The following is a 25,936-nucleotide window of genomic DNA, read 5'->3' on the forward strand; positions in this document are numbered from 1 at the left end:
GAGGCTGCATTCATCTGCCAGGCCAAACAGACCACCAGCACGCTCCGGCGATCACAAGCGGCTGCCAATCGGCCCTGGTGGAGCCGGGGAGGAGTGATCGCGGATTGCTCAGGGCGTTGCGGGGGCTGCCAGGGCCGGCGCGGGTCACGGGTGCGACGAGAGGCTGCGCTAGTCATGCTCACCAGCGCACTCCGTCGGCCAGCAACTTCAAGGTGGCACGGGCGCGTTCAGTGACCTCGGGATCACGACAACGGACACCTTGGACCAGGCCGTCGACAGCATCCATTGCGGCCAGGGCCGGCAGCACCCTTCGCTCCGGCCCCGTCAGCTGACGCCCATATCCGCTCAAAAACATTCGCCGAAGCCGCGGAGATTGCATCCACGCGTCGACAGCCAGATGCACGAAATCGTCGACGGCCACCGCAGGCCGCGCCTGCCCGAAATCGAGCAGAGCAGTGCACCCGTTGTGCCCGTCCCACAAGAAGTTGAGTTCCCGCGCGTCACCATGGACGAATGCCGTAGGGCACGCCTCCAGCTGGGGCAGCTCCCTGACCAGGCGAAGCACCATATTCTGCTCGGCATGCGAGAGGAGAGCACCGGCCGCAGTTACGCCCTGCCCCGCGGATGCCGTCCTTGCACGCACCTCTGCCAGCGCATCCACCGAGGCGCGGGGGGCGACCAGCGTGTCATGAAGCTCACGCAGCAGGTAGCCCGCTTGGCGGTGCACCCGGATGAGGTCGTTCATATCGAGCCCGGCTGGTGCCACCGTCTCGCCAGGAACTGCGGTCAGAAGCAACGCCAGCTCGCCGGGATTAGCCGCCTGGAGCCGTGGAGCGCGGCCGGGACCGAGAGCAGGTACCGCGAATCTGTAAGCGTGGACTTCGCGGTCATAGGAGGCTTTCGTCGACGCAATCTTCAGGAAGAACCGGGTGCCGTCCGCACAGGTCAGCTCCCACACCTTGGAGTTCGCGCGGCCCCGTGAGGCGTCCAGCACGCCCGTAATGGCGCCGAGCACACACGACGCCCAATCGAGCACGCAGCCCGGAATGCTCATCTGCCGCCCGCTGGCGCAAATCCCGGCCGTGTCGACCGTCTCAGCGTAAACAGGCCGGCTGGCGCTCTTATCCACATCTGTCCGTGCGTGATCGACCTGCGCTTTTGGCGTGTGGCACGGGTATCCGTCCGGGTTGCCCTGGAGGCGGCTCATGAAGACTCCTCGAAACATCAAATTGAACGGCAGTGAACGGAGCGCTCAGGCAACGGCGGATTCGGGCCCTGCTCTCATCGCGCGCACTGCGTCCAGCCGCTCAGCAAGAGCCCGGAAGTCGGTCAGAACGGTTGGATCTTGAGGAAGGAGCCACAGACGAAAGGGGCGGCACCCGCCTCGCTGCAAGCGCTGGCCGTCGTAGGCGCAGGACAGACATTGCCCCTTCACGCCTAGGCGTTCACCCAAAAAGCTCCGTGCGGCCTCCGGCTCCACCGGAATGTGCAACCAGCGGTGCTGCATGCACACGAGAACTGGACCTACGTCAGCGCCGGCCGCAATGAGCGCCTCAAGGGCTGCGAGTCCAAGCATGGGGCGAATGGAAAGCGCCGCCCATTCCCGGCCTGGCAGCGGGTCTGGATGTGGCTGCTCGTCGAGTTGGTGCCACCAGGGATATGTCGTTTTGACTCCGGTGGTCGATGGAGGCCACACAACGGTGGTCGAAGGCATCAAGCGTCACGCCCTCGATCCGGTGGGATGCCGACGGCCGGAGGAGACCGAGCACCGCGACCTCGGGTTGCAGTAGCCGGTGCGTTGCGGAGCGATGCTGCTACCGTCGGGGTGAATTGCCCCGGTGTCGTCTAGAAGCAGGACACCGTTGCAGAGGAGCGACCACCCTTGTTCCGGGTGCTGAGCGACTGAACGCGCGGCCTCGCAGTCAGACGCGTTGGAATCTGGACAGGGCGGCTGGTGCAGGCACATCTGAGATGATTCCTCTCTCGCGATTCCTTCGATGCATTTCCAGGTTTCTGTGCGGGGACCCGAGGGATACCTCATCGGTTAATCTGCCGTGCACCGCAGGGAATTACCGAAACCCTTCACAAAGAGGCTCTCGGTGATAGGTAAAACTCTCCGAACGGCACGCTGCCCGAACGCAGGAACACCCTTCGCGGATCCACTGACGGTCAATGCCGGACGGACCCAAGCTGAAGAAGCACGGAGATGCGCAGCTTCTGTCTGGGAGCCGATTATTCCGAAGGACCTTGTCGCTCTCTTCGAGCCTTACTGAGCGCTTTGCGCAGCCCTTCAGGATCGGTCAAGCCTCGGACGCTTGCGGGAAGTACGTGCCAGTGCAAGCCAGGGGGAGCCGATGCACTGGCCGGCGGAACAACTACATGACACTTGCGCCCAAGCGGGACAGTCTCGGGCTCGTCCCAGCGCGCAGCGACACCGGCGGGAACGAGAAAGTAGAGACGCGGCTCAGGGCCATCAGGCTGAAGAATCACGGCTCCGACCGAGGTTGACTCCGCGCGAAGAATGTCAATTGCTCGCCGCCCGATGACCTCCGTCGCTCGAATGGCATCCCACCATTCACCAGCTGAGCAGAGTTCGGGCTCATTGCCGATGGGCATCCACCGGGGCGGCACTTTGGGTGCTGCACGATTGATGGCGGACATGAAATAGCCTCCTCAACATTCTGCGCTGAGGAGACCATTTCACTTTGTGGATGTAGTGCGCGGACAGACTGTGCGCACACGGTCACGCGAACGCCCTTGACAGGGGCTCACGTTGTGGTAAAGCCAGCCCAACTACCGAATGCCGAGAGCTCGTTGGAGGGGTGCGCATCCTGACGCAGAAGAGCTGCGACGGTCTCGCGAACGGACGGGTGGAAGCGTGTGTGGTTGGGGGCGACCTTGCGGGCACGCTTGAGGGCATCGAATGCACCAGCACGATCACCCACGCCGAGCTTCGCGGAGGCCACGTCGATGTGGTGGTGGCTCGACCGCTCGCCAGCCGTGGTCGACGGAGGAGCCCATTCTCCACCAGCCACGGGGGCCCACTCGGTCAGTCGTGCCAACGCTTGCTCGGTGTCACCCAGGTCGATCATGGAGTGGACCTCGTGGATGCGAATGTTCGTTGGACCAAACGACATCTCGTAGGCGAGGGAGTCGCGGTTGCCAGCCATTCTGGCCACGTCTTCCGCCTCCCGCAGATACGTGTCCGCACTTCCCGGATTGTTCTCGCGAGCTTCCAGCACGGCCAGCTTCAGCAGCAGTGCACCGTCGACCGCGAGAGCGTCGTTCGTGAAGGAACGCTCCGGCTGGAGTCGTTCAAGCTCATCTCGCAAGGTCAGCAGCTTGCGCCGAGCCGATGAATACGCGCCCTGCCGCAACATCGCGCCGGCCACCAAGTAGCCGGATGTGATCTGCATCAGCGGATCGCCGGAGTGCTGTGCAGCCCAACGGACCCGCTCTAGCGCGGTGTTGGAAAGATCGTGATGCCCCATCTTGTGGGCCAGCGAATTCACGGCACGGTAGGCACGGGCGAGATGCAAGAAAGCCTGCGCCCGGTCACCGCTACGGCCCCCCAGAGCTATGTGGGTGAGTTCCGTGATAACCGGTGGGAGCAGTGGGCCCATCGGTGCGTAGCGGGCGTCGCGCCGCAATGCCGCCACCTGATCGACCTCGGAAGCTAGCACCGCGAGTGAACGCGGCGCAGCCTTGATGTCATCAGGTGTGTCATAGCAAAGCATGATCCGTCGCAGCTCGGGGATCACTGCGTGAACGCCATCTTCGGCCTCCGGATCGCCGTAGTACGGCTGCCCTGTAAGGACCTCAGTCCCGAAGCGCAGTGCTTTGGACAGCGCCAGGACGAGCGATGGCGGCGCCTTTCGCGCCCCGGATTCCAACTTCTGGATGTAGCTCGGCGAGACAGAGGCTTTCTGCGCCAGCTGAGCCGTGGACAGCTTCCGTGTCCTGCGGGCGACCCGGAGGCGGTCGCCCAGCATGAGGTTTTCATTCATCGGTGGATCGGTCCCTTCGCGATGAGGCGCACTCGCTTCAGAGTACGGACATTCCAGTTCCGCGCGACTGCCGTCGCCAACTGTTAACGGGGCTGGTGGCACTGGACGGCTAAACCAAGATCGCCTGGTGGGGCTGACGCTTCCCTGCTTGGTGATCCCACACGTTGCAGGGGGATTGAGAAATGGCACTTATGCCTGCAATCACGACATCATTTGGCGCCGACGAGGGGCGCCCGGGGCCTGCCGTCAAGGGTCACCGCAAGAAAAAGTGCGGACAGTTTGTCCGCGAACGCCGATCACGCTGTGGAAGTATCTGCTTGCACTCGGTGCCGCACCGCCGTCGGCGCCAGCGAGAAGAGGCGATGCAGGCCAGCCACGGACGCACACACCTGCACCGCCCCATCTCACCGATTCCGCAAGCTAGTTCGACGACTTTTGCGCTGTCGTGACGCCTGGTCACCCGGCCTAGACTCAAGGTCGTTTGCCCGGCGTCGGGTGTGCGCCACCAGGGGTGCACGCCGCTTCACGCCCTGGCCCTGGCCGAGGGCACCGCCGGGTGGGCGCCCGGTTCCGATGAATGAATGAGGGGTGTTCCCGTGCCCGAGAAGGTCACCAAGGACAAGGTGCTGTGCTACGTCGTGCGCGACGGAAAGCTGCTGGTATTCCGGCACACCGAATACAGCTACGAAGAGGTCGGCATCCAGGTCCCGGCCGGCAGCATCCGTGAGGGCGAGACGCCGGATGCGGCGGCCCTGCGGGAGGCCCGCGAAGAGACCGGCCTGAAGGACTTCAAGATCGTGCGGAAGCTCGGCGAGGCCGAGTACGACATCAGCCCGTACCGGTTCGAACTCCAGCGCCGTCACGTCTTCCACCTGGAGCTGACTGAGCCCACTCCGGAGCGGTGGATGAGCCAGGAGGACCACGACGGGGAGCAGGAGCCCACGCACTTCGAGTGCTTCTGGATTCCGCTGGAAGCCGCCCACATCCTCCAGTCCGGCCAGGGCGCCCTCCTGGGACGCCTGTACGACTGATCCCCGTCCGGTCACGGCCCCGGGAGGCAGCCGATGCACCGCACCACCGAACAGCACGAGCATGATCCGATCGCCCAGATGTACCGCGGCTTGGACGCCGAGGATACCGACAGCGCCGTATCAGTGATCTTGAAGTTACGCGGTGAGACCTGCGACATCGACTGCCTGTACTGCTACGAGAAACGCAAGGAGGCCCCGGGAGGAGCCCGGATCGACGCCGGCCAAGTTCGTCGGCTCGCCGAGCTCTTCCAGGGGCGTCCGCTCGCGGTGGAGCTTCACGGCGGTGAACCGCTGACCGCCGGCCGCGACCACGTCGCCGAAGTCCTGCGCGAACTGGCCAGCCAGCCCAGAGTGGTCCGCGTCTCGATGCAGACCAACGGCGTGCTGCTGGACGAACAGTGGCTGGACCTCTTCGATGCCCTGTACCCGGGCCTTGTGATCGGCATCTCTCTGGACGGGGACGCGGCGGGCAACGCCTGGCGGGTCGGCTACGACGGACAGCCGGTCTACCCGCGCGTCGCCGCCGCGCTGCGGCTGCTGGCCGATCGCGGCCGGAAGACCGGAGTGATCGCCGCGGTCACCCCGGCCGTGCTCGGACGCGCCGAAGCGGTCCTGGACCACGTCGCCGGCTTCGAGGCGGTCAACGCCGTCAGCTTCGTGCCCTGCTTCGACACTTCCGTCCAGCGTCCCACCGCCATTCCAGGGCTGCGCATTCCGGAAAGCCGACAACTCCAGCGCGCTGCCGTGCGCGGCCATGCTGGTCCAGCGTGGGCGATCAGTCCAGCCGAGTATGCCGAGTTCGTGCTTGCCGCCACGATCCGGTGGATCGGCGCCGGGTATTTCACCCGCCTGAAGCTGGAACCCGCTGTGTCCACCATTCGGCGGCTGCGCGGGCTGGACACCGGCTTCTGCCACTTCTCCAACCTCAAGTGCGACCACGTCTTCACGTTCTACCCGGACGGCCGCCTCGGCAGCTGCGACGAACTGCCCTGGCCCCAGGCCATGATCGGCCGTCTGGACCAGGTGCCCGACCAGGACGCGGTCATTGCTGGGCAGCGGCGGCTGCCCCTGCTGAAACAGGGCAAGGGTCTGATGGAGCGGTGCACTACCTGCGCCTACCGGTCCGCCTGCGGCGGCGGCTGTGTGGCCACTCGCTGGCGCCATGACCAAGCTGGTGGCCAGGACGCCTACTGCGACTACCGGATGCGGATGATTGACGGCATCGCCGCGATCCTCGCCCAACCCGCCCACCCGGACGGCGCCTGGTGCCGCACCATGCGCTGGCGCCCCCGTACCCCGAACAGCATGCGCGACGTTGCTGCCTTCCTCGCCCGCTGGGACCGCGCCAACGCGGCCAGGACGCCTGTGCGGCTGCACACCAGTGCGCACGGCAACATCAACACTGTGGGCTTGCCCGGCATACACGAGGCCGATGACCTCGACCCGGCCCACCCCCAGTGGCGCGAGGCGATCGAGCCCGGGGTGCGGCCTCTGGTCGACACCGTCACCCGGATGTGGGGACTGGTCACGTACGACAGCTGCCAGGGCCACCCCTACACCGGCCTTGACCTGGAGCCCGCCGAACGCAGAGTCGGCATCCTCCCGCGCGACCGAGCCGAGTACGCCCAAACTGCCGCGGCCCTGTGCCGCGCGGTCACCTCGGCCGCCCCTACCTTGCCCGCCGCGGTGCAGGTGACCGTCGGGCGCGCGGAGCTGACCTGCGAGGCCACGAACCGGACCACCCACGTGCTCGACCTGGCACTGCGACTGGCCCCAGGCCATGACTGGCCGGCGTACTTCGACGCCGTGGACGCGGCTACCGAGGCTGTCGCGGACGCGCTGCGAGGCGAGGCCCCTTCAGCTGGCCGCTGCTGTTCCTGTCGCATGCCGCAACCCACCGCTCCCTCCTCCGAGGAGATATCGGCGTGAGCAGCGCCTCGGACACGCTGACGATCCACCAGTTACTTGGGCGGATCGTGTACTTCCACGTCCTATTCATCGAACCCGACCTCCGACCCAGCACACCCCCCGCCCCGGGGCCGGCGTGCTGCAACCACGCCACCGCCCCGGTCCAACTCACCGTTGGTGAGCTGCTGCCGGACTCCGCCTGGGCGGCTCTGGTTGAGGTGGCGCCCACCCTCCGGGCACATCACCGGCCGTGCCCGAAGGCCACCAGCGCCTGCTGCGCCACATGTCGCGTCATCTCTGCAGCCACAGCGGTCGCGGCCGGATGGGCACACACCGAGTGCCACAGCTACCGGCAGGCCGAACCCGCCGAAACTCTCCTGCGTGACTGCGGGCACGCGGCGGCAGGCCGTCTCGGGCGGGTTTTCGCCACCCAGCACGCGGCCCACTGCCCGGCGTTGGACCGGCTCACAGTGCCGGAGGCACTCCCAGACACCGAGGAACTGCCGCTGACCGGCGAACTGCTGGCCTTGTGGGCTGAGCCGACAGCCGCCACCCGCCACCCCGTGGCCACTTGGCTCAATCACTGCACCGGCCTGGACGACGTCCGCCGAGTGCTCGAAACGAGGAGGAGCGGCTCGTGATCCACATCGCCGAAACCGTCGCGGTCGGCAGCATCGAGGGATTTCTCGGCTCCGAGGAGCAGACCCGGCTCGCCACTGCGATGAACAACTTCCTCTCCAGGGAAGCACGCGCACGCTTCGGTGAAGACCGGACAACCTCCATCCACGAGATTCCCGGCCACTCCCACGAGCAGGCAATGACGGTGTACGAGCCGGCCGGACGGGTCGAGATACCGGAGATCCCGGCCGAGGCCGAACAAGTTCTGCAGCACGCCTTCGACCGAGCCCGCCCAGCCCTGTCCCGCGTCATGCCGTCAATCACCGCATGCCGGCCGTGGACGTATGTCGAGTACGGACCCGGCCAGCACATCACCGGCCACCTCGACGGCATCGCCCCCGACCCGCTCGCCTGGCCGAGGCAGATCGCCGGAATCAGCGTCGTGATCAGCGAAGCAGAGGCCGGCGGCGCCTTCTACGTCGAGAGCTCCTCCAGCGACCGCCTGTGGGACACCCGCCTCAACCAGGCCGCGGACCACGGCTACGCGGACGGCATGTGGATAGCCCACGACGGGGCCGACCATTCAGCCGACTGGTTCAGGCAGATGCCCCGCACCCGATGGAACGTGAGTTCCGCCCCGGGCACCGCCCTGCTGTACGGATCCCAGCTCACCCACGGCACCGAGCCGGTGGCCCGCGGCCGGGTCGCGAAGTTCATCAGCTGGCTGGTCGCCGAGAAGCACGAGGGGTGAGCCGCATGCTGCTTGCCCTGGAGGGGATCGCCGGAGCCGGAAAGAGCACACTGCGCGACCGGCTCTTGTCCGCGGCCACGCGCGAGGACATCCGCCTTGGACACATCGGCCAGTTTGCCTGGCTGTCGCTCGAGGCCACCCGCACCCTCACCGGTCTGCGGGCCGGCCGCCCCGCGCCGGCCGGCGAGCAGGCACTGTCCGCCGCCCGCCTCGACCTGGAACTCCACGCCAGCCACAACCTCGCCCCCGCCCTGTCCCTGGGCCCCGTGGTCGCCGACCGGCTCATCCTGTCGACCGCCTGCCTGCTCGCCCTGCTGCATGACCGTCCCGTCGCCGGCTACGTCCGGAATTTGGCCGAGGTGAAGCCCGCGCGGGCAGAGCTGACCATCCTGCTGACCACCGATCCCGAGCTGTGCCATGCCCGGCTTTGCCACAGGGCCACCTCGCGCCGCTTCGGCGAGGCCCCGCCGACCGCCGCTCGGCTCGCCGACCTGTACGAGCAGGCCGCCACCGCCTGGACCGAGACGACCGGGCTGCCCGTGCTGCGGCACCCGTGTACCGCCGAGCCCGACCTCGACCTGCTGGCCGCCGCCTGCCTGGACCAGCTGCGTGCAGCCGCCCCACGTACGGCGCGAATATTAGAGGAGCCGCCCCATGCACCTGCACCCCCTTCACCCCGCCGTCTGGGTCCTTGATCAGCTCCGTGACACCGGGTGGCACGTGCACGACCTGCTCTCCTTCACCCGCGCCAGCACCCTGGTGCTCGTCAGCCGCGGCGGCGCGTCCCCGGTGGTCCTCAAGGCCGGCTTCGGCAGCAACCACGTCCTGGCCGAGCTGGACGAGGACAGCCGCAAAGCCGCCTACGGCTTCTACTGGTACGCGGAAATGACCGAGGCCGAGCGTGCCCTGACCCGCGAGGACTTCCGCCACGAGATCGCCGTCGCCCGCGCCGCCGCAGATGCCGAGCACATAGTGCCGCTGCTGGAGGAGGGCAGCACTGACCGCTTCGACTGGTACACCATGCCCTTCTGCTCTGGCGGCAACTTCCGGCCCTTCCTGGCCACGGCCTGTGACCACGACCGGGCGGTGGCCGGGCTGGGCATCTTGGCTGACGTCGCCGAGGGACTGCGGGGCCTGCACGAGCGCGGCATCGTGCACCGCGACGTCTACCAGGAGAACATCCTCATCCACGACGGCCGCGGGCTGATCACCGACCTCGGCGCGGCCAGCCTCGCCGACATCCCCCGCGGACCTGCCGCCCGCGGCCCCGAAGTCCACTGGCCCCCGGAGTATGCAACCTCCTACGACCGCGTCACCCCGGCCGCCGACGCCTTCAGCCTTGCAGTCCTGATCTACCGCTTCCTCTGCGCGGACATCCCCCGGCATGGCCACTCGCGACTCGACGCTGCCCCCGCCGGCCTCCAACCGGTGATCTCCGCGGCCCTGGCTCCCGCTCCACAGCACCGACCCGCGATGAGCGAACTCCGCGACGCCCTGTTCCAGGCAGCCGCTGCGCTGGCTATGCCCGGCCACTGAACCACGCCCTCGGAGGGATACCGCAGTGAACACCGCACGTTCGCCGCCTCACCCCCGGCTCCAAAGGTGCACGGCCCCAACACCCCTTTCAGGAAAGGACGAGCACACTCATGAACGACCGGATCAGCGACTTCCTCACCGCCGTGGACGACCTCCGCAGCGACGACAAGACCGTACGCACCACCGCCCACACCTCCAGCGTCTCCGCCGAGGGCTGGCCTACGACCGAGGTCCCGGCAACCACCGACGCTGCCACGGGCACTGACGCCGCCTGACCGCCGCGCACCACGCCGGCGGCAGCCCGCCGGTGAGCATCTCCTGGGGCCGGACCACCACGGTCCGGCCCCAGGCCCAGCCCCGACGGAAGGACCGCCCCGTGGACGCGCCCACCACCGCCTTCTCGTATGCCCCCATCCAGAGCCTGCACCGCGACCGCACCCGGCGGATCCACGCCGTCGTCCAGCCCAGCTCCCCGCGTCCGGTCGGCACCGCCGCGGCCTCGGTGACGGCCGCAGCCGACTACTGCCTGGCTCACCATGTCCTCGAAGGCGCCGAGGCGGCCGCCCGCGCCCGCGACACCACCACCTTCGACTGGTACGGCGCCCACCCCGACGCGAACACGGCGACGCTGTCCACCTCCACGGCCGTCGGCCCGCGCATCGTGATCAACCCCGACCTGGACCGCCTGCCCCGTTCGGCGTTTTCCGAGACCCCTTACTACGTGCTGGGCCCCAACACCACCGCCGCGCGGAAGGACCTGCGCGAGCTGGCCACCGCCGCATACAACACCGGTGCCCAAACGGGATTCGGCCCCCTGCTCGCCGCCCATGCCGTCGTCTTGGTCCTGCTCCGGCACAAACAGCTCGGCGACACACTCGACAGCTGGACCATCACCCGCCTGCCCGGCACTGTCTTCAGCGATCACGTCGACGAGCCCGTCGTCCTGGCCCGCGACCTCGTCCACGAATCCGGCCACAACTGGCTCAACGACGCCCTCGCCGCCACCGCCAGCAAGATCAGTGACGAAGCGCAGTTCTACTCCCCGTGGAAGAAGACGATGCGCCCCGCCTTCGGCTTCCTCCACGCCTGTTGGGCCTTCCCTCTCACCATGATCTACACCGCCCGCGTTTTGTCCCAGACCACCGGCGCCCTGCATCAGTTCCTGACCGCCTACCTGGACCAGCAGCGCGGCCTGCTCGCCCCGACCGCCGACGACCATGCACGCGCGCTCGCCCTCATCCCCGACACCGGTCTACGCCAGCGTCTGCACGCCGTCCATCACGAGGCCCTCAGCCTGTGAACCACACCGACGCCCCCACCACTTCACCGGCTACCTGCCCCGCCGACCGAGCGCACGAGCCCGGCCTCATCCTGCGCATCCACCCCGTTGGCCAACGCCCGGTACAGGCGCACATCGGAGCGGCCAGCCTCGAACTCAACGCGCCCATCGGGGAGAACACCGCCTTCAACGTCGGCTCTGTCGCCAAGCAGATCACCGCGTACCTGTGTGTGCACGCAGCGCGCAACGGTCTCCTCCACCTAGGCCAGCCGGTCGGCGATATCCTGCCGCGCTTCCGCATCGCAGGCGTGACCGTCGGCGACCTCGTCCAGCACCGGGGCGGGATCCGCGACGCCGAATCCCTGCTCTCCCTGGTCGGCTTCCGCGACCTCGACCACTACACCGCCGACGATCTGCTGCAACTCGCCTACCGCCAGCACCGCCGCGCCGTCGAGCCCGGCAGCTTCCTGTACAGCAACACTGGCTACCTCCTCCTCGGCGAGGTACTCAAGCACGTCCACGGTGCCGCCGGGCTCCAAGAAGTCGCCGACGCGCAAGTCTTCACCCCGCTCGGGATGACCTCCGCCCGCTTCAAGAGCGATCCGCGCGAGGTCATCCTCGGCGCCGCCTCCAGCTACCGCCTTACCGTCGACGGCTGGCTCCACCAGCAGGCCCCGGTCACCTTGCCCGGCCCCGGCTCGCTCTGGTGCACCGCCACCGACCTGGACCGCTGGCTCGACCACCTGTGGCACGAGTGGCAGGCCCGTGCCGACGACGCGCTCCCGTTTGGGCAGCACATCAGCTACGAGACCAGCGATCACCACCCCTTCACCTACGGAGCCGGCCTGTACGCCGATCCCCGCCCGAAGCGCACCGCCGTCTTCCACTACGGCCACGAACAGGGGTTCTCCTCCACCGCCCACCTCACCAGCTCAGGGTTCCGCGTCATTTGCATGTCCAACCACAGCGGAATCGCTGCCGACCACGTCGTCGCCACCACCCTCGCCGACCTCGACCACCACCCCGAAGCCGACCTGGGCGAAGTCCTGCGTCGATCGCTTCAGCAGCGCCCCAAGCCACCGCCCGCACCGGTGAACCGCCCCAATCTCGACGCACCGCACATGCCGCTTGGCACGTACGCCTGCGAGGACGTGCCCGGCACCGTCCGCCTGACCCGCAGCGAGGGGGCGCTGTACCTATGGCGTCGGGGAACCCGCGACTATCTCACCCGCAGCGGGCCCGCGACGTACACCGCGGACGGCTACACGCTCACGCTCACTACCCCACCCGCAGACGAAAGCGCGCCCTCGCCGGACGGCTTCGTTCTCGATCTCGACCGTGCACCCCGACTGCACTATCGACGACAGCCGGACTGACCAACTCCCAACCACACCGCTCTACAAAAAGCCGCACGTTCGCCCACCATCACGCCCCTGTCTTCTGCACCCCGTCGCCAGGCGAGGCATAACCCCGTAGCAGCACAGCGGTCGGACTTCGGCATTCCAGCCTGACTGTCCCGTGGTTCCGGCGCGCAGCTACTACACAGTTCGCAAGTGAAAGAGATGGGTCACATGAGCCACCAGAACACCTCCCGCCCCGCAGACGCTTCCGGCACCTTCGCCCTCGGCGGGGACCTGACCATCAACCGCCTCGGCTACGGCGCCATGCAACTCACCGGCCCCGGCGTGTGGGGCGAGCCCAAAGATCCGGCCGAAGCGATCCGGGTGCTGCGTCGTGCCGTCGAGCTGGGCATCAACTTCATCGACACGGCCGACTCATACGGCCCCTTCGTCAGCGAGCGACTCATCCGCGAGGCCCTGCACCCCTACCCCGACGACCTACTCATCGCAACCAAGGGCGGGCTGACGCGCCCCGGCCCCGACGACTGGCGCCCCGTAGGCCGGCCCGAGTACCTGCGTCAGCAGACCGAGCTGAGCCTGCGCCACCTCGGCGTCGAACGCATCGACCTCTACCAGCTGCATCGCATCGACGAAAAGGTGCCGCTCGCCGACCAACTAGGTGAGCTCGTCCTGCTTCAGCAGGAAGGCAAAGTCCGTCACATCGGCGTCTCCGAAGTGACCGTCCAACAGCTCAAGGAGGCCCGCACGATCACGAACATCGCCTCCGTGCAGAACCGCTACAACCTCGCCGACCGCAGCGCCGAAGACGTCCTTAACTACGCCGAACGCGAGAACATCGCCTTCATCCCGTGGTTCCCCATAGCCACCGGCGAGCTTGCCCGACCCGGCGGCCCGCTCGACGCTGCCGTCAAACAGCACGGCGCCAGCCCCTCCCAGCTCGCCCTCGCCTGGCTGCTGCACCGCTCCCCGGTCATGCTCCCCATCCCCGGCACCTCCCGGACGGCCCACCTGGAGGAAAACACCCAGGCCGCCCGCATCGCCCTCACCGACGACGAGTGCGACGCCCTGGCCGCCGCAGTCTGACCCGCCAGAGCGGCGTCAGCGGCTCCGAGGTCGCATCGAGACGGCTACCGCTGATGGACAGGACGAAGCTCCGGGCCTTCCGAGGGTTCGAATATCCAATGAAGGTGCGCCCAGGGCCCGGTCACTATGCCGGTCGACAAGATCACCCTGGTCGCGCAGTGTCACGACGAGCGCGAGGACATGTCGAGTGGGTCCTTGAGGTACCAGCTAGACGGAGGATGCGACGCTCTCCTCCGCCTGGATCCCGAGGAGCCGATGCAGCTCCGCTGTCACCACGCGGTAGGCGTTCCCAAGCCTGAGGACCGCGACCGGGTACTCGCCGCGCTTTGCCAAGGCGTATCCCGTGCTGCGGCCAATCGTCAGCGCCTTGTTGGCTGTGTCGAGGTCGACGGCGGCTGGCAGCGCGAGCAGCTCTTCGTAGGTCATCCCTCGTGCAGCCTTGCGTGTAGTCATGATGTATTCCGATCAAGAAAAGTTGCCCTGACGGCGAACTGTGTACCACGAATGTTGCGGCAACACATTTTTCTGCCATAAGTTGTCACCATGACAAACAGGGAGTGGTCACCGACCTTCACCGCCCGCGTCGCCGAGCAGATGCGCCGTGCGCGCAAGGCCGCCGGCCTCACCGTCACGGAGGCAGCCGAGGCATGCGCGGCCCTGGGCCTGGCGGTCCCGAAGACGACGATCACGAACTTGGAGACCGGGCGCCGCAGCTCGATCGACCTCGCGGAATTCCTCGTCCTGGCCGAGGTCTACAAGGTCCCGCCGGTAAGCCTGCTGTTCCCTCTCGGCCTGGAATCTTCCGTCGAAGTGCTTCCAGACCGGGAGGTCTCGACCTGGGAGGCTGTGGCCTGGTTCACCGGCGAGACACGGCTGGAGAGGCCCGCGCCGGAGGACTCCGCCCGCGGCGTGCTGGACACCTTCCGCGCCCACAGCGACGCCGTGGCGACAGCCCTGGCTTCGACCCACTTGGCCAAGGAGCGCCGCCGGAAGGCCAGCACCACCCTCGACTCCGGCCGTCGCGAGGCTCTGCTCGAAGCCGCGGGCGCGTACGAACAGCTCGCCTTCGACGACTGCAGAGAGCTCCGCGAGTTCCGCCTCACGATGCAGCAGCGCGGCCTCGTCCCACCGGCCCTCCCCGCTGAACTCTCCTTCGTCGACGAGCCCAATCCCGAGGACTAGCCTTGGCCAGCACCACCTCCGGCGGCACGATCACCCGTCGCTGTTCCTGCCGCAACCCCGCGACAGGCAAGAACTACGGCAAGGCGTGCCCCAAACTTGCCAATCGCCGCCATGGCAACTGGTCCATACGCCACGAACTGGTCAATCGATCCGACGGCACTCGGCGGGAGTTCCGCCGCAGCGGTTTCGAGTCCTCGGCCGACGCCACCAAGGAACTGGGCAAGGTCCGCGCGCTGCTTGCCATACCCGATGAGGACGACCCAGCGGGGCACCTGGCGATCAGCGACATGCTGGAGGACTGCTCCAAGAAGAAGGAGCCGCTGCCGGGCTACGACGAAACCCGTCGGCGGCTGGCAGCGGGGCAGGCGCTTAACCCGAAAATGCCGGTGGCCGAGTGGCTCGACCTCTGGCTCGCTGGCAAGAAGCGCCTGCGCGCGGGCGGCTACAAGCGCTACGAGTGCGACGTCCGCGTCCACCTCAAGCCCCACCTGGGCGAAGTACGCCTGGACAAGCTCAACGTCCCCCACCTGGACCGGATGTTCGACGCCATCAACGAGGCGAACATCGAAATCCAGGAGCAAAACACTCAGCGGCGTGCCGCCCTGGACGAACTCAAGAGCATCCCGTGGAAGGGGACGGAGAACCGAGCGCGCCGCAAGTGGCTGAAGGCCGCCATCGACCAGATGCCGCCCTTCCGCCGCGTCACCACCGTCAACACGCAGCACCACATCAAGGCCACCCTGCGAGCGGCGCTCAACACCGCTATCGCCCAGCGGATCATCCCGAACTACAACCCGGCCGAGCACGTCGAACTGCAGCCCGGTACCAAGCCCAAGGCCCTCGTCTGGACCGACGAGCGTGTCGCACACTGGCTGGCCACCGGCGAGAAGCCCAGCCCGGTCATGGTCTGGACACCGGAGCAGACCGGCAAGTTCCTGGACCACATCATCGGCGACCGCCTGGAGGCCATGTGGCGGATGATCGCCTTCCGTGGCCTGCGCCGTGGCGAGGGCTGTGCTCCACGCTGGATCGACTACTCGAAGAAGTCGCGGTCGCTGGAAATCGCCACCCAGCTGGTCCAGGACGGCTGGGATGTCCTCGAAGGTCTCCCGAAGACCAACAGTGGCATCCGTTCCGTCGCGCTCGACGAGGAGTCCGTCGAACTCCTGGAGCTGCGCAAAATCGCCCAACAGGAAGAGAAGCGCGAATGGGGTGAAGCCTGGCGGGACACCGGCCGTATCTTCACCGAGGAGGACGGCTCCCTTCTGCACCCCGGCAAGATCTCCGACCTCTTCGAGCGCCTCATCGCCGAAGCCGGCCTGCCGCCGATCCGCCTACACGACCTGCGACACGGCGCCGCGACCCTGATGCTGGCCGCCGACGTCGACATCAAGGTCGTCTCGGAAACACTGGGTCACAGCGACACTCGCATCACCCGCGACATCTACCAGTCCGTCCTCGATGACCTAGCCCGTGCGGCAGCAGAGGCCGTGGTCAAGCTCGTGCCGCGTGCTCCGAGCGCGATCCGCTCTCTGATCGAGCAGCGCGCTGCGCGCTCTCTCACTCCTGTTGGCGCCTCCCCACGATGCACCTGTGAGTGCACCTGTGGCGCTGTGCAGGAGGAAGGTCTTATGGCGTAAGGGCGGTCGTCAGCCCCTTCAAGGGGCCCTTCATCAGTGAGGGCCCCTTACGGCAACTGATCAAGTTCCCGGGCAAGCACCATGCAGCTATCAACGAAACTGAGCGCCTCAGTGGTAGTCACTGTGTCCGTACCGTGAGCCGCTGCATTGCGCAGCTTCCGCAATCGTTCAAAGAGGCCAACTGCCTGTTCAGGCAATCCCACCTCAGCCAACTGCCGACCCAGCTCATATCCCGGCAAGGACATTCCTGGACGAGTGTGCGTCGGCGTGACGTCGGGGTGGCGGACCAACACCTCCACGCACAGACGTTGCAGTGCGTTCCATGCCGTGACTACGGCGCCTGCCGGTGACGCCTCCGCCATGTATCGCGCGTTGTGAAATTCTTCGTAGTCGTCTTCGGCGAGGTTCACGAGCACTGCCCCGGCGGCGCGCTCGTCGGGAGGGATGGCATCACCTCCATGGATCATGTTTCGTACGCGGAGTGGCAACTGAGACGGTGGGCGCTCGGCGAGCTCCTGCATGCGGCGGTACAGCGGCCATTGCCGGAGGTCTCGTGGCAGATCGTCGACCGACTCGCTCGAAGAAACCCTCGCAGGCTCGGAAAGCACCGGATCGGTATGCCGAACCTGCCTGTTGGGCTTTGGGCTCGCAGGTTGCGACGGTACGTCCCGCTCCACGGTGAAGGCATCCCCCTTCCCGTCCAGTGCCTCTTGGAGCTCCTCGGCCGCTGCTCGGTGCAGGCTCCTCACACGCTCGTACGGCATCGCCAGCCGCCGACCATCTGGCGCGCCCTCGTCGCACAGAAGCCGGTGCCACGGCAGGCTTCGGTTCTTCACGTAGTTGGTGCTGGCTCGGCGTTCGAGCAAGGTCCGCTGCACGACAAGAGCAGAGGCGATGGTGCACCCCAACTGCCGCTCGCCGAGCGGACCGTGGCGGCAGCCCGCCAATGCCCCTGCAAGACGGGCTGGCTGCCAATTCAGATGGTTGTAGAACACGTAGGCAGGAAGACACCCCGCGGCGACAGCGTCCTCGATCAGGAGATCGCTTTGGAGGCGCCCACCGTTGGGCCGATATCGGAGCTTGTAGCTGCCGCTTCGCTCAGCGCGCTTGGCTTGGACTCGCATGCCGAACCCGATCTCGCCAGCGTAGAACCACCATTCCCAGTCCGCACCGTTCACCGCCTCTTCGGGGCCGGTGAACCAGCGAACCGCCACACGGTCGCCGTGCTGCATGCGGATGTCCTGCAGATGGTGCTCGGTGAGCCCCACCTCACCGGGGGCCTGCCCCTCTCGGTGCCCATCAGCCAGTCGCTCAAAGGTGTACTCGGCGCAGGCGCTCAAGGTACGGCAGAGCGATTTCCCCCGTAGCTCCTTACCGCAGGATGGGCAGAACGAGAATTCGGCCGTGGTCTTGCGACCGCACGAGCACACCTGATCCATGTCGCCTTGTTCGGGGGTGATCGTCATCTTGATCGTCGAGATTACCCGGCGGCTTCGCGGAGACCGCGGGCCAGCGCAGCATGGTGACGCATGACGGGCAAGCAGCCAGCGTCCACATCGGCCTGGCCATGGTCCTCACCGCAGGGGCAGATGCTCCAGCCGTCTTCCTCGATTCGGTCGGCCACTGTGTCCACCAGTTCGGCCAGTTCGTCGAGTGCCCCGACCGGAATCCTCGCTGCGCCGTCCGCATGGTGCTTCACGAGGGCTGCGCCGATCTCTGTGGCGAGGTCCAAGAGGTGGGCGACGGCCGGACCGTCGTCGTTGAGGCTTGCGTACTTGCCGGCCTGCGAGGCTGCCATGACCAGGTGGCCCAGCGCTTCGACGGGCGCGCTCACCGTACGGTCGTCGATCCGCACCGGGCGAACCGCATGCGCGCCCTTCTGATCATCCTTGGAAGTCGCCCGCATGATGACCTCAGCGACAGCTTCTGGGGTTATCAGGTGTACGGCGTCCTCGCGGTCCATTCCCGCTTGCTTGGCCGCGGTCTCGACGAGATGGGTGGCGACACCCTGCACCGCCGTCGGCTCCACCTCGACTCCGTGGGTCAGCAGCACGGCGCTCGCCTGCGCCACGAGGGTCTTGAACGAGAGGGTGTCCATTGGGTCTGCCACGGTGCCCAGCCTAGAAGCGTCGTTGGAGCGTTTCCACAAAACCGGTTTGATCGCCAAGGAACCTCACCGAGCCGTTCGGCGCCCCTTCGACGGGTTTTCTCGCGCACCCCTCTGCACAAGCTCTGCGCTCATGCGCTCCCCTTGCGCTCCCCTTGGATTTGGTGGCACGAATCGAAGCGCCGCCACCGGCTAAGGTGGACTTCTCCGGTAAGAGAAAAGCCAGGTCAGACGGGATCTGACCTGGCTTTTTCGCTGAGCCGCCTTCGGGATTCGAACCCGAGACCTACGCATTACGAGTGCGTTGCTCTGGCCAACTGAGCTAAGGCGGCGTGGTGCGCGGCCCAGTCTACACACCACTGAGGGGTGGTTCGTAACCGGTTGCGGGGCTGGTCAGAGGTGGGCCGGGAGGGGTGTGGGGCGGGTCACGCGGCGGGTGGGGCGTGGTCAGGTGCAGCGCTTGTTCTTGGGCGGGGTGGTGCCGGTCAGGAGGTAGGTGTTGATCGCGTTGTCGATGCATGTGCTGCCGCGGCCGTAGGCGGTGTGGCCGTCGCCCTCGTAGGTGAGGAGGGTGGCGTTGGAGAGCTGGGCGGCGAGGGCCTGGGCCCAGGCGTACGGGGTGGCCGGGTCGCGGGTGGTGCCGACGACGACGATCGGGGCAGCGCCCTTGGCCGGGATGCGGTGGGCCGTGCCGGTGGCCTTCACCGGCCAGTAGGCGCAGCTCAGCGCGGACCAGGCGAAGCTCTCGCCGAAGACCGGGGAGGCCTTGCGGAAGGCGGGGAGGGCGGCGCGGACCTGGTCGGGGCCGGTGAAGGGGGGCGCCAGGTCGAGGCAGTTGACGGCGGGGTTCGCGTACATCTGGTTGGCGTACTTGCCGCTGGGGTCACGCTCGTAGTAGCTGTCCGAGAGGGTGAGCAGCCCGCGGCCGTTGCCCGCCTCGGCCTGGGCGAGGTATTCGCGCAGGACGGGCCAGGCGCGCTGGTCGTACATCGCGGCGATGACGCCCGTGGTGGCCAGGGATTCGGTGAGCTTGCGGGCCTCGCCCGTCTCCGCCGGGTGGGCGTCGAGCTTCTTGAACAGGGCGGCGAGCCGCTTGCCGGCGTCCTCGGCGTTCTTGTGGCCGAGCGGGCAGTCCTTCTTCTTGACGCAGTCCGCGGCGAACGCGGTGAACGCGGTGTTGAAGCCCTTGGTCTGGTCGAGGTTGATCCTGCGGGAGTCCAGCTCCGGGTTCATGGCACCGTCCAGCACGATGCGGCCGGTGCGGGAGGGGTAGAGGCCGGCGTAGGTGGCGCCGAGGAAGGTGCCGTAGGAGGCGCCGACGTAGGTCAGCTTCTTGTCGCCCAGGACGGCGCGCAGGACGTCCATGTCACGGGCCGCCTCGATCGTGGAGACGTGCCGGAGCACCTTGCCGGAGCGGGCCTGGCAGCCCTTGGCGAAGTCGCGGTACGCGGTGACGAGCTTGTTGACCTCGGCCGGTGAGTCCGGGGTCTGGTCGGTCTGGGTGTAGCGGTCCATCTGCGGGTTGGTGAGGCACTCGACCGGTTCGCTGCGGGCCACGCCGCGCGGGTCCATCGCCACCATGTCGTAGCGGGCGCGGACCGACGCGGGCTGCGGGGCGTACTGCTGGAGGTAGTCGATCGCCGAACCGCCGGGCCCGCCCGGGTTGACCATGAGGGAGCCGAGCCGGCTGCCGGGGCCGGTGGCCTTCTTACGGGCCACCGCGAGCTTCAGGTCGGTGGCCACGGAGGGGTGCGCGTAATCCAGGGGCGCCTTCATCGTCGCGCACTCGAAGCCGGCGACCCCGCAGGGATGCCAGGTCAGCTTCTGGTCGTAGTACGGGCGCAGGTCGGCCGGGATCGCGGCGGGCAGGGGCCGCAGGGTGGCGTCGTCGGCGGGCCGCTGGGCGCCGGCTTCGGTCGTACGGCCCGGGGACGCATGGGCATCGGGGGACGAACTGCCCGAGGAGCAGCCGGACATCAGCAGAGCGGTGGCCGCGACTACGGCGGCGGAGGTGCGGAACAGACGGCTGGTGGCCATGGACGGTCCCTTGGTCGCGGTCCCTGGAAGCTGGAGCCTGGGTCTGGTAGCCGGGAGAGCCGGTCATCGGGGGAGTGGTCGGGGGGCAGGTACCTCGTGGTGGTCGGCCTTGGGTGCTGCGTCTTGAGCGGTGCGTCTTGAGCGGTGCGTCTTGAGTGCTGTGCCTTGAGCGGTACGCCTTGGTGGTGCTTCGGGGTGGTGCGTCTTGGCTGGTGCCTCGGGGTGGTGACGCTTCGGTGGTGGTGCTGACGAGCGGGTGCGTGCGAGTGGGTGCGTGCGGGTGGGCTGTTGGCCGGTATTGAGTGGTGGCTGGCCAGGTGCTGAGTGGTGGCAGGTCGGGTGCTGAGTGCTGGCCGGTCGGGTGGCTGGTCGGTGGGCGGTGGAGCTGCTGTGGCTTTACGGAGGGGGCGGTGAGGGCGGGTGGTCAGCCGGCGCGGAGGGCGGCGGTCATGGCCTCGACCGCCAGGAGGGGCGCGACGTTGCGGTCCAGGGCCTCTCGGCAGGCGATCACCGCTTCTATCCGGCGGAGGGTGCGCTGGGGGGTGGAACCGGCGGCGATGCGCTCCAGGCTGTCGCGCACCTCGTCGTTGGCGAGCGGGACCGAGGCGCCCATCTGGAGGGCGAGGACATCGCGGTAGAAGCCGGTGAGGTCGACCAGGGCCAGGTCGAGGCTGTCGCGCTGGGTGCGGGTCGCGCGGCGCTTCTGCTTGTCCTGGAGCTCCTTCATGGCCCCGGCGGTGCCCCGGGGCAGCCGGCCGCCCGTCCCGGCGGCGGCGCCGAGCGCGGCGCGCAGCTCCTCGGTCTCCTTGGCGTCGACCTCCTCGGCGACCTGCTTGGCGTCCTCCCCCGCGGCGTCGATCAGCTCCTGGGCGGCCTTGAGGCAGCCCCCGATGTCGTCGATCCGGAGCGGAAGCTTCAGGACGGCGGCGCGGCGGGCGCGGGCACGCTCGTCGGTGGCCAGGCGGCGGGCCCGGCCGATGTGGCCCTGGGTGGCGCGGGCGGCGCGGTCGGCGGCCTCCGGGGCGATGCCGTCCCGGCGGACGAGGACGTCGGCGACCGCGGCGACCGGCGGGGTCCGCAGGGAGAGGTGGCGGCAGCGGGAGCGGATGGTGGGGAGGACGTCCTCGATGGAGGGCGCGCAGAGCAGCCAGACCGTACGGGGCGCGGGCTCCTCGACGGCCTTGAGGAGGACGTTGCCGGCGCCTTCGGTGAGGCGGTCGGCGTCCTCCAGGACGATCACCTGCCAACGGCCGCCGGCCGGGGAGAGCGAGGACCGGCGGACCAGGTCGCGGGTCTCCTTCACGCCGATGGACAGCAGGTCCGTACGGACGATCTCGACGTCGGCGTGCGTGCCCACCTGGGTGGTGTGGCAGCCGTCGCAGAAGCCGCAGCCGGGGGCGCCGCCGAGGGCGCGGTCGGGGCTGACGCACTGCAGGGCGGCGGCGAAGGCGCGCGCGGCGGTGGCCCGGCCGGAGCCGGGCGGGCCCGTGAACAGCCAGGCGTGGGTCATCTGGGAGGCACTGCCCCGCTCGCCCGGGGACGGCGTCCCGGACCGGTCCTGCGGGGCACCGGTCCGGCCCGCGGCCTCGGCGGTGACGAGGGCGTCCGCGTCCCGCGCGGCAGCGGCCAGCTGAGCCGTCACCCGCTCCTGGCCGACCACGTCGTCCCACACCGCCATCGCTGCCGCCGTTCCTCTTCTCCGGTGTCTTCGTGTCTGTGACCGCAGGTCGCCGCCACGGCCGGGATCGCCGTCCGCGCGTCGCCCGCGACCTGACCCATTGTGGTGCAACCCACTGACAAACGAATCCGGAAGCCGGCGCCGGAGCAGTCGGACGGCGCCCGCGCGGCCCCGCGGAGGCGCTGCCCCCGACCTCACCGAAGGCCGCGAAAAGGCCGCGAAAAGGCCGTGGCCGCAGTGTTCCCACTGCGGCCACGGCCCGCGCCTGCGACGACTTTCGCAACGGCTCCCGTCCGGGCTAGCGGCGCCTGCCCCGGCCCCCGCGGCGGCCGTCGTCGCCCGCACCGTCGTCCGCGTCCTCGTCGTCATGCGGCCCGAGCAGTTCGTCGGCGAGCGTCGGCAGATCGTCCAGCGGGGTCTCTTCCGCCCATTCGGGTCGCCGGCGGGTGCGCGGCGGGGTGTCCGAGGGGTGGCCCGTCGACGGGTCGATCTGCGGGAGTTCGCGGGTCCGCTCGATGCCCGACTCCGCGCTGGAGGCGCTGTTCGGGGTCTCCTTGCGGAACATCCATGACGGCACCCGTTCGGTGGGGTCCTCGCCCCGGGTGTCCCGCGCCTGCCGGTCGTTCCGTCCGTGCCAGTCGTGCTGCTGCTCCGGCCGGGTGTCCTGGCGCCAGGCGTCCTGACCGCCCTGCGGGGCCTCCTGACCACCCTGCCAGGTGTCCCGTACGGGCGGCAGGACGGCCGTCTGCTCGGCGTCGGTGCCCGCATCGTGGCCTGCACCGGAGCCCGCGTCGGGGCCGGCGTCGCGGACCGGCGGCAGCACCGCCGTCTCGTCCGCCGCGCCGGGCGCATTGCCGCCCCGGGCCTCGGGCCTCGGCAACGACTCCGTCCGCTCGTGCGGGGCGACACCCGCCGAACCGGAACCGGACGCTCCCGAACCGGCGGACTCGGCCCCCGGCGCTCCCGCCCCGGACGACGAGGCGTCGCCGTGCTCCTCCCCCAGCCGCTTCCGCAGGTCCGCCACCGGCGTTTCCTTGGTGGGCGCCTCCGCCGCCTCGGCCTCGGCGGCCGCTTCGGCGGCCGCCTTCGCCTCCGCCGCGGCAGCCGCCTCCGCTGCCGCGATCCGGGCCTGCTCGGCGCGGAGCAGGGCCTCCTCGGCCTTGCGCTGCTTCTCCAGGCGGCGTTCCTCGGCCTCCTTGCGCAGCCGGGCCTGCTCCTCGTGCTGCTTGCGCAGCCGCTCCTGCTCGGCCTGGCGGGCCCGCTCCTCCGCCTCCCGGCGCTGGCGCTCGGCCTCGGCCGCCTGGCGGGCCTCCTCGGCGCGCTGCCGGGCCTCCGCGGCCTGGCGGGCGGCCTCCAGCGCCTTGGCCTGCTCGGCCTCCTGGCGCTTGCGCTCCTCCTCCTCGGCGCGCAGCTTGGCGAGCTGCTCCTGGCGCTCCCGCTCCAGGCGCGCCTCCTCGGCCTTGCGCGCGGCCTCCTCCTCGGCCCGGCGGCGGGCCTCCTCCTCGGCCGCCTTACGGGCCTCCTCCTGGGCCTTGGCCTCGGCCTCGGACAGCGGGAGCACCTGGTCGAGGCGGTGCCGTACGGCGGTGGTGACGGCCTCGGGGTCCTGTCCGGCGTCGACGACCAGATAGCGCGCTGGGTCGGCGGCGGCCAGGGTGAGGAAGCCGGCCCGGACCCGCTGGTGAAACTCGGCGGGCTCGGACTCCAGGCGGTCGGGCGCCTCGGTGAAGCGCTCCCGGGCGGTCTCCGGGGAGATGTCGAGCAGGACGGTCAGGTGCGGGACCAGGCCGTCCGTCGCCCAGCGGTTGATCCGGGCGATCTCCGTGGGGGCGAGGTTCCGCCCGGCGCCCTGGTAGGCGACCGAGGAGTCGATGTACCGGTCGGTGATGACGACCGCGCCGCGCTCCAGGGCGGGCCGGATGACGCTGTCGACGTGTTCGGCGCGGTCGGCGGCGAACATCAGCGCCTCCGCCCGGTCGGACAGCCCGGTCGTCGCGACGTCCAGGATGATCGAGCGCAGTCGCTTGCCGATGGCGGTGGCGCCCGGTTCGCGGGTCACCACGACCTCGTGGCCCTTGTTGCGGATCCACTCCGCGAGCGCCTCGACCTGGGTGGACTTGCCGGCCCCGTCGCCGCCTTCGAGGGCGATGAAGAAACCGGTGGGCGCGGGTGCCTGCGCCGGGTCGCCGCCGCGCAGCGCCTCCCGCAGATCGCGGCGCAGCGGGACGCCGTGCCGGTCGTCGACCTTGCCGAGGACCCAGGCGGCGACCGGCAGCAGCAGCGCTCCGGTGAGCATCAGGGTGTAGGCGGCGCCCCCGTAGGCGAAGTCGAACGTGTCGTTGCCCAGGTGGTGCGGCCCGATGAGGGCGGCGAGCAGCGGCGCCACGATGGCGGCCAGTGCGATCGCGAGCCGTACGACGGCCTGCAGGTGCTCGGTCGTACGGGCGGTGCGGGCCTCCTCGGCCTCCTGGTCCAGCAGGACGTGTCCCGTATTGGCGGCGATGCCGGCGCTGACGCCGGCCAGCAGCGCGAGGACGAGGACGGTCGTCGGGTCCGGGACCAGGCCCATGGCCAGCAGGGCGACGCCGGTGGCGGCCACCGCGAGGGCGAGCAGCCGGCGCCGGGAGAGCGCGGGCAGCACCCGGTGGGCGCCGCGGATGCCGGCGGCCGTACCGCCGGTGAGCGCGAGCACCAGGAGGGCGAAGGAGGCCGGCCCGCCCGCGAGGTCGTAGCCGTGCAGCACGGCCAGCGAGACGGCCGCGGCGATCCCGGCGGCGACCGCCGCACACGCCGTGACCAGCAGCGGAATGGCGCCCGTACGGCCCTTGTCGGCGCCGGCCGGCTCGCCCTGGGCCGACTTCGCGGCCTTCGGGCGGCGCAGCCCCTCCAGGGGGGAGCGCGGCCGCGGTGTCTGCCCACCGGGGAGTTCGATGAAGTACAGGATGGACACGGAGGCGGCGAACAGGCCGGCCGCCACGTAGGAGGCGAGTGCCACCTGGTGGAGGTGGAACCAGTCGATGCCGGTTCCCAGGAGCTTGCTGATGAGGGTGACGACCACCAGGGCGGCGGCCGCGATCGGCAGGGAGACGAAGGTGGTGCGCAGCGAGAGGCGGCGCAGGGCGTCCAGGTTGTCCGGCAGCGGCCTCGCGACGGCGCCCTCGGGGGGCGGCGCGGGCAGCAGGCCGGGCGCCGCGCTCTCCCTGGCGACGGTCCAGAAGCGCTCGGCGACGCCGGTCACGAAGACCGTGACCAGCACCCAGGCCAGGGCCTTGCCGGGCGTCCAGTCGATCCAGAGGGGGGCGACGACCAGCAGCGCGAGCCGCAGCACGTCCGCGCCGATCATCGTCCAGCGGCGGTCCAGCGGCCCGGAGGGCGCCGTGAGCGCGGACAGCGGGCCCAGGAGGACGGCTCCGAAGAGCAGCGTCGCCAGCATCCGGGCGCCGAAGACCGCGGTGACGGCGAGGGCGGCACCGCGATAACCACCGCCGAAGACGGCCTCACCGCCCAGCGGCACGTACAACGCCGCCTGCAGGGCGAGTACCACCAGGACAAGCATGGACAGGGCATCGCCGATGCCCCCGACGAACTGGGCGCTCCACAGCCGCTTCAGTGGGGGGAAGCGCAGCAGGGCTCGCACGGCGCGCTCGCGGGAATCCGCCGCTAGGGCGCCAGAAGTGGGGGTCACGACCGTTGGCTGCTCGGCACGCGTCATCCCGCC

At 69.0% G+C, this 25,936-nt stretch carries 21 protein-coding genes and 1 tRNA gene; 12 read left to right on the forward strand and 10 right to left on the reverse strand.

Annotated elements, in window-relative coordinates:
• Nucleotides 1-178: 178 nt before the first annotated feature.
• The 3 genes from ACGF4C_RS00680 to ACGF4C_RS00690 all read right to left on the reverse strand — a co-directional run bounded on the left by ACGF4C_RS00680 (nucleotide 179) and on the right by ACGF4C_RS00690 (nucleotide 4,007).
• A complete protein-coding gene (locus ACGF4C_RS00680; RefSeq protein ID WP_393562147.1) occupies nucleotides 179-1,207 on the reverse strand; it encodes a phosphotransferase in 1,029 nt (342 codons plus the stop codon).
• Between the two features lie 513 nt (nucleotides 1,208-1,720).
• Complete coding sequence (locus tag ACGF4C_RS00685; RefSeq protein WP_393562148.1) at nucleotides 1,721-1,966, reverse strand: DUF5999 family protein; 246 nt, start codon at nucleotides 1,964-1,966, stop codon at nucleotides 1,721-1,723.
• Nucleotides 1,967-2,768: 802 nt separating this feature from the next.
• Nucleotides 2,769-4,007 (reverse strand): helix-turn-helix domain-containing protein, encoded by a 1,239-nt coding sequence (locus ACGF4C_RS00690; RefSeq protein WP_393562150.1) that lies wholly within the window; start codon nucleotides 4,005-4,007, stop codon nucleotides 2,769-2,771.
• A 596-nt stretch (nucleotides 4,008-4,603) separates the two neighbouring features.
• Here ACGF4C_RS00690 and ACGF4C_RS00695 point away from each other — a divergent pair.
• From ACGF4C_RS00695 to ACGF4C_RS00740, 10 genes are all read left to right on the forward strand, one after another.
• Nucleotides 4,604-5,038 carry an NUDIX domain-containing protein gene (locus ACGF4C_RS00695; RefSeq protein WP_350254727.1) on the forward strand — a complete coding sequence of 145 codons (435 nt, stop codon included), beginning with the start codon at nucleotides 4,604-4,606 and terminating at the stop codon, nucleotides 5,036-5,038.
• Nucleotides 5,039-5,071: 33 nt separating this feature from the next.
• Nucleotides 5,072-6,967, forward strand: a complete 1,896-nt coding sequence (locus ACGF4C_RS00700) for a radical SAM protein (RefSeq protein WP_393562152.1) — start codon at nucleotides 5,072-5,074, stop codon at nucleotides 6,965-6,967.
• The gene (locus tag ACGF4C_RS00705; RefSeq protein ID WP_393562154.1) at nucleotides 6,964-7,587 is read left to right on the forward strand and encodes a hypothetical protein; all 624 of its coding nucleotides are present in this window, start codon (nucleotides 6,964-6,966) and stop codon (nucleotides 7,585-7,587) included. Before ACGF4C_RS00700 ends, ACGF4C_RS00705 begins: the two co-directional genes overlap by 4 nt.
• Nucleotides 7,584-8,315, forward strand: coding sequence for a hypothetical protein (locus ACGF4C_RS00710; protein WP_393562156.1), 732 nt, complete (start codon nucleotides 7,584-7,586; stop codon nucleotides 8,313-8,315). Before ACGF4C_RS00705 ends, ACGF4C_RS00710 begins: the two co-directional genes overlap by 4 nt.
• A 5-nt stretch (nucleotides 8,316-8,320) precedes the next feature.
• On the forward strand, nucleotides 8,321-9,010 hold the full coding sequence (locus tag ACGF4C_RS00715; RefSeq protein ID WP_393562158.1) for a hypothetical protein: 690 nt from the start codon (nucleotides 8,321-8,323) through the stop codon (nucleotides 9,008-9,010).
• Nucleotides 8,970-9,851: a protein kinase gene (locus ACGF4C_RS00720; protein WP_393562160.1), complete on the forward strand. Its 882-nt coding sequence runs from the start codon at nucleotides 8,970-8,972 to the stop codon at nucleotides 9,849-9,851. The genes ACGF4C_RS00715 and ACGF4C_RS00720 overlap by 41 nt, the downstream gene beginning before the upstream one ends.
• A gap of 110 nt (nucleotides 9,852-9,961) precedes the next feature.
• Nucleotides 9,962-10,126: a hypothetical protein gene (locus tag ACGF4C_RS00725; protein ID WP_393562161.1), complete on the forward strand. Its 165-nt coding sequence runs from the start codon at nucleotides 9,962-9,964 to the stop codon at nucleotides 10,124-10,126.
• A 101-nt stretch (nucleotides 10,127-10,227) separates the two neighbouring features.
• Complete coding sequence (locus tag ACGF4C_RS00730; protein ID WP_393562163.1) at nucleotides 10,228-11,151, forward strand: aKG-HExxH-type peptide beta-hydroxylase; 924 nt, start codon at nucleotides 10,228-10,230, stop codon at nucleotides 11,149-11,151.
• A complete protein-coding gene (locus ACGF4C_RS00735; protein WP_393562164.1) occupies nucleotides 11,148-12,506 on the forward strand; it encodes a serine hydrolase domain-containing protein in 1,359 nt (452 codons plus the stop codon). Before ACGF4C_RS00730 ends, ACGF4C_RS00735 begins: the two co-directional genes overlap by 4 nt.
• Before the next feature lie 195 nt (nucleotides 12,507-12,701).
• Nucleotides 12,702-13,574, forward strand: coding sequence for an aldo/keto reductase (locus ACGF4C_RS00740; protein ID WP_393562166.1), 873 nt, complete (start codon nucleotides 12,702-12,704; stop codon nucleotides 13,572-13,574).
• 207 nt (nucleotides 13,575-13,781) lie between these two features.
• Here ACGF4C_RS00740 and ACGF4C_RS00745 read toward each other — a convergent pair whose 3' ends face one another.
• Nucleotides 13,782-14,027, reverse strand: coding sequence for an integrase (locus ACGF4C_RS00745; RefSeq protein ID WP_393562167.1), 246 nt, complete (start codon nucleotides 14,025-14,027; stop codon nucleotides 13,782-13,784).
• A gap of 90 nt (nucleotides 14,028-14,117) precedes the next feature.
• Here ACGF4C_RS00745 and ACGF4C_RS00750 point away from each other — a divergent pair, with 90 nt between their 5' ends.
• Both ACGF4C_RS00750 and ACGF4C_RS00755 read left to right on the forward strand, forming a co-directional pair.
• Nucleotides 14,118-14,756 (forward strand): helix-turn-helix domain-containing protein, encoded by a 639-nt coding sequence (locus ACGF4C_RS00750; RefSeq protein WP_393562169.1) that lies wholly within the window; start codon nucleotides 14,118-14,120, stop codon nucleotides 14,754-14,756.
• 2 nt (nucleotides 14,757-14,758) lie between these two features.
• Complete coding sequence (locus ACGF4C_RS00755; RefSeq protein ID WP_393562171.1) at nucleotides 14,759-16,396, forward strand: tyrosine-type recombinase/integrase; 1,638 nt, start codon at nucleotides 14,759-14,761, stop codon at nucleotides 16,394-16,396.
• A 47-nt stretch (nucleotides 16,397-16,443) separates the two neighbouring features.
• Here ACGF4C_RS00755 and ACGF4C_RS00760 read toward each other — a convergent pair whose 3' ends face one another.
• From ACGF4C_RS00760 to tmk, 6 genes are all read right to left on the reverse strand, one after another.
• Nucleotides 16,444-17,862: a DUF6615 family protein gene (locus ACGF4C_RS00760; protein WP_393562172.1), complete on the reverse strand. Its 1,419-nt coding sequence runs from the start codon at nucleotides 17,860-17,862 to the stop codon at nucleotides 16,444-16,446.
• Between the two features lie 14 nt (nucleotides 17,863-17,876).
• Nucleotides 17,877-18,506: a hypothetical protein gene (locus ACGF4C_RS00765; protein WP_393562174.1), complete on the reverse strand. Its 630-nt coding sequence runs from the start codon at nucleotides 18,504-18,506 to the stop codon at nucleotides 17,877-17,879.
• Between the two features lie 255 nt (nucleotides 18,507-18,761).
• Nucleotides 18,762-18,835: transfer RNA gene (locus tag ACGF4C_RS00770), tRNA-Thr, on the reverse strand.
• A gap of 115 nt (nucleotides 18,836-18,950) precedes the next feature.
• A complete protein-coding gene (locus ACGF4C_RS00775) occupies nucleotides 18,951-20,540 on the reverse strand; it encodes an alpha/beta hydrolase (RefSeq protein ID WP_393562175.1) in 1,590 nt (529 codons plus the stop codon).
• A 424-nt stretch (nucleotides 20,541-20,964) separates the two neighbouring features.
• Nucleotides 20,965-22,218, reverse strand: coding sequence for a DNA polymerase III subunit delta' (locus tag ACGF4C_RS00780; protein WP_393562176.1), 1,254 nt, complete (start codon nucleotides 22,216-22,218; stop codon nucleotides 20,965-20,967).
• 298 nt (nucleotides 22,219-22,516) lie between these two features.
• Nucleotides 22,517-25,930 (reverse strand): dTMP kinase, encoded by a 3,414-nt coding sequence (tmk, locus tag ACGF4C_RS00785; RefSeq protein WP_393562177.1) that lies wholly within the window; start codon nucleotides 25,928-25,930, stop codon nucleotides 22,517-22,519.
• Nucleotides 25,931-25,936: the final 6 nt, after the last annotated feature.

It is taken from the genome of Streptomyces sp. NPDC048197, assembly GCF_043202395.1.
In the GTDB taxonomy this organism is placed as follows: Bacteria; Actinomycetota; Actinomycetes; order Streptomycetales; family Streptomycetaceae; genus Streptomyces; species Streptomyces siderophoricus.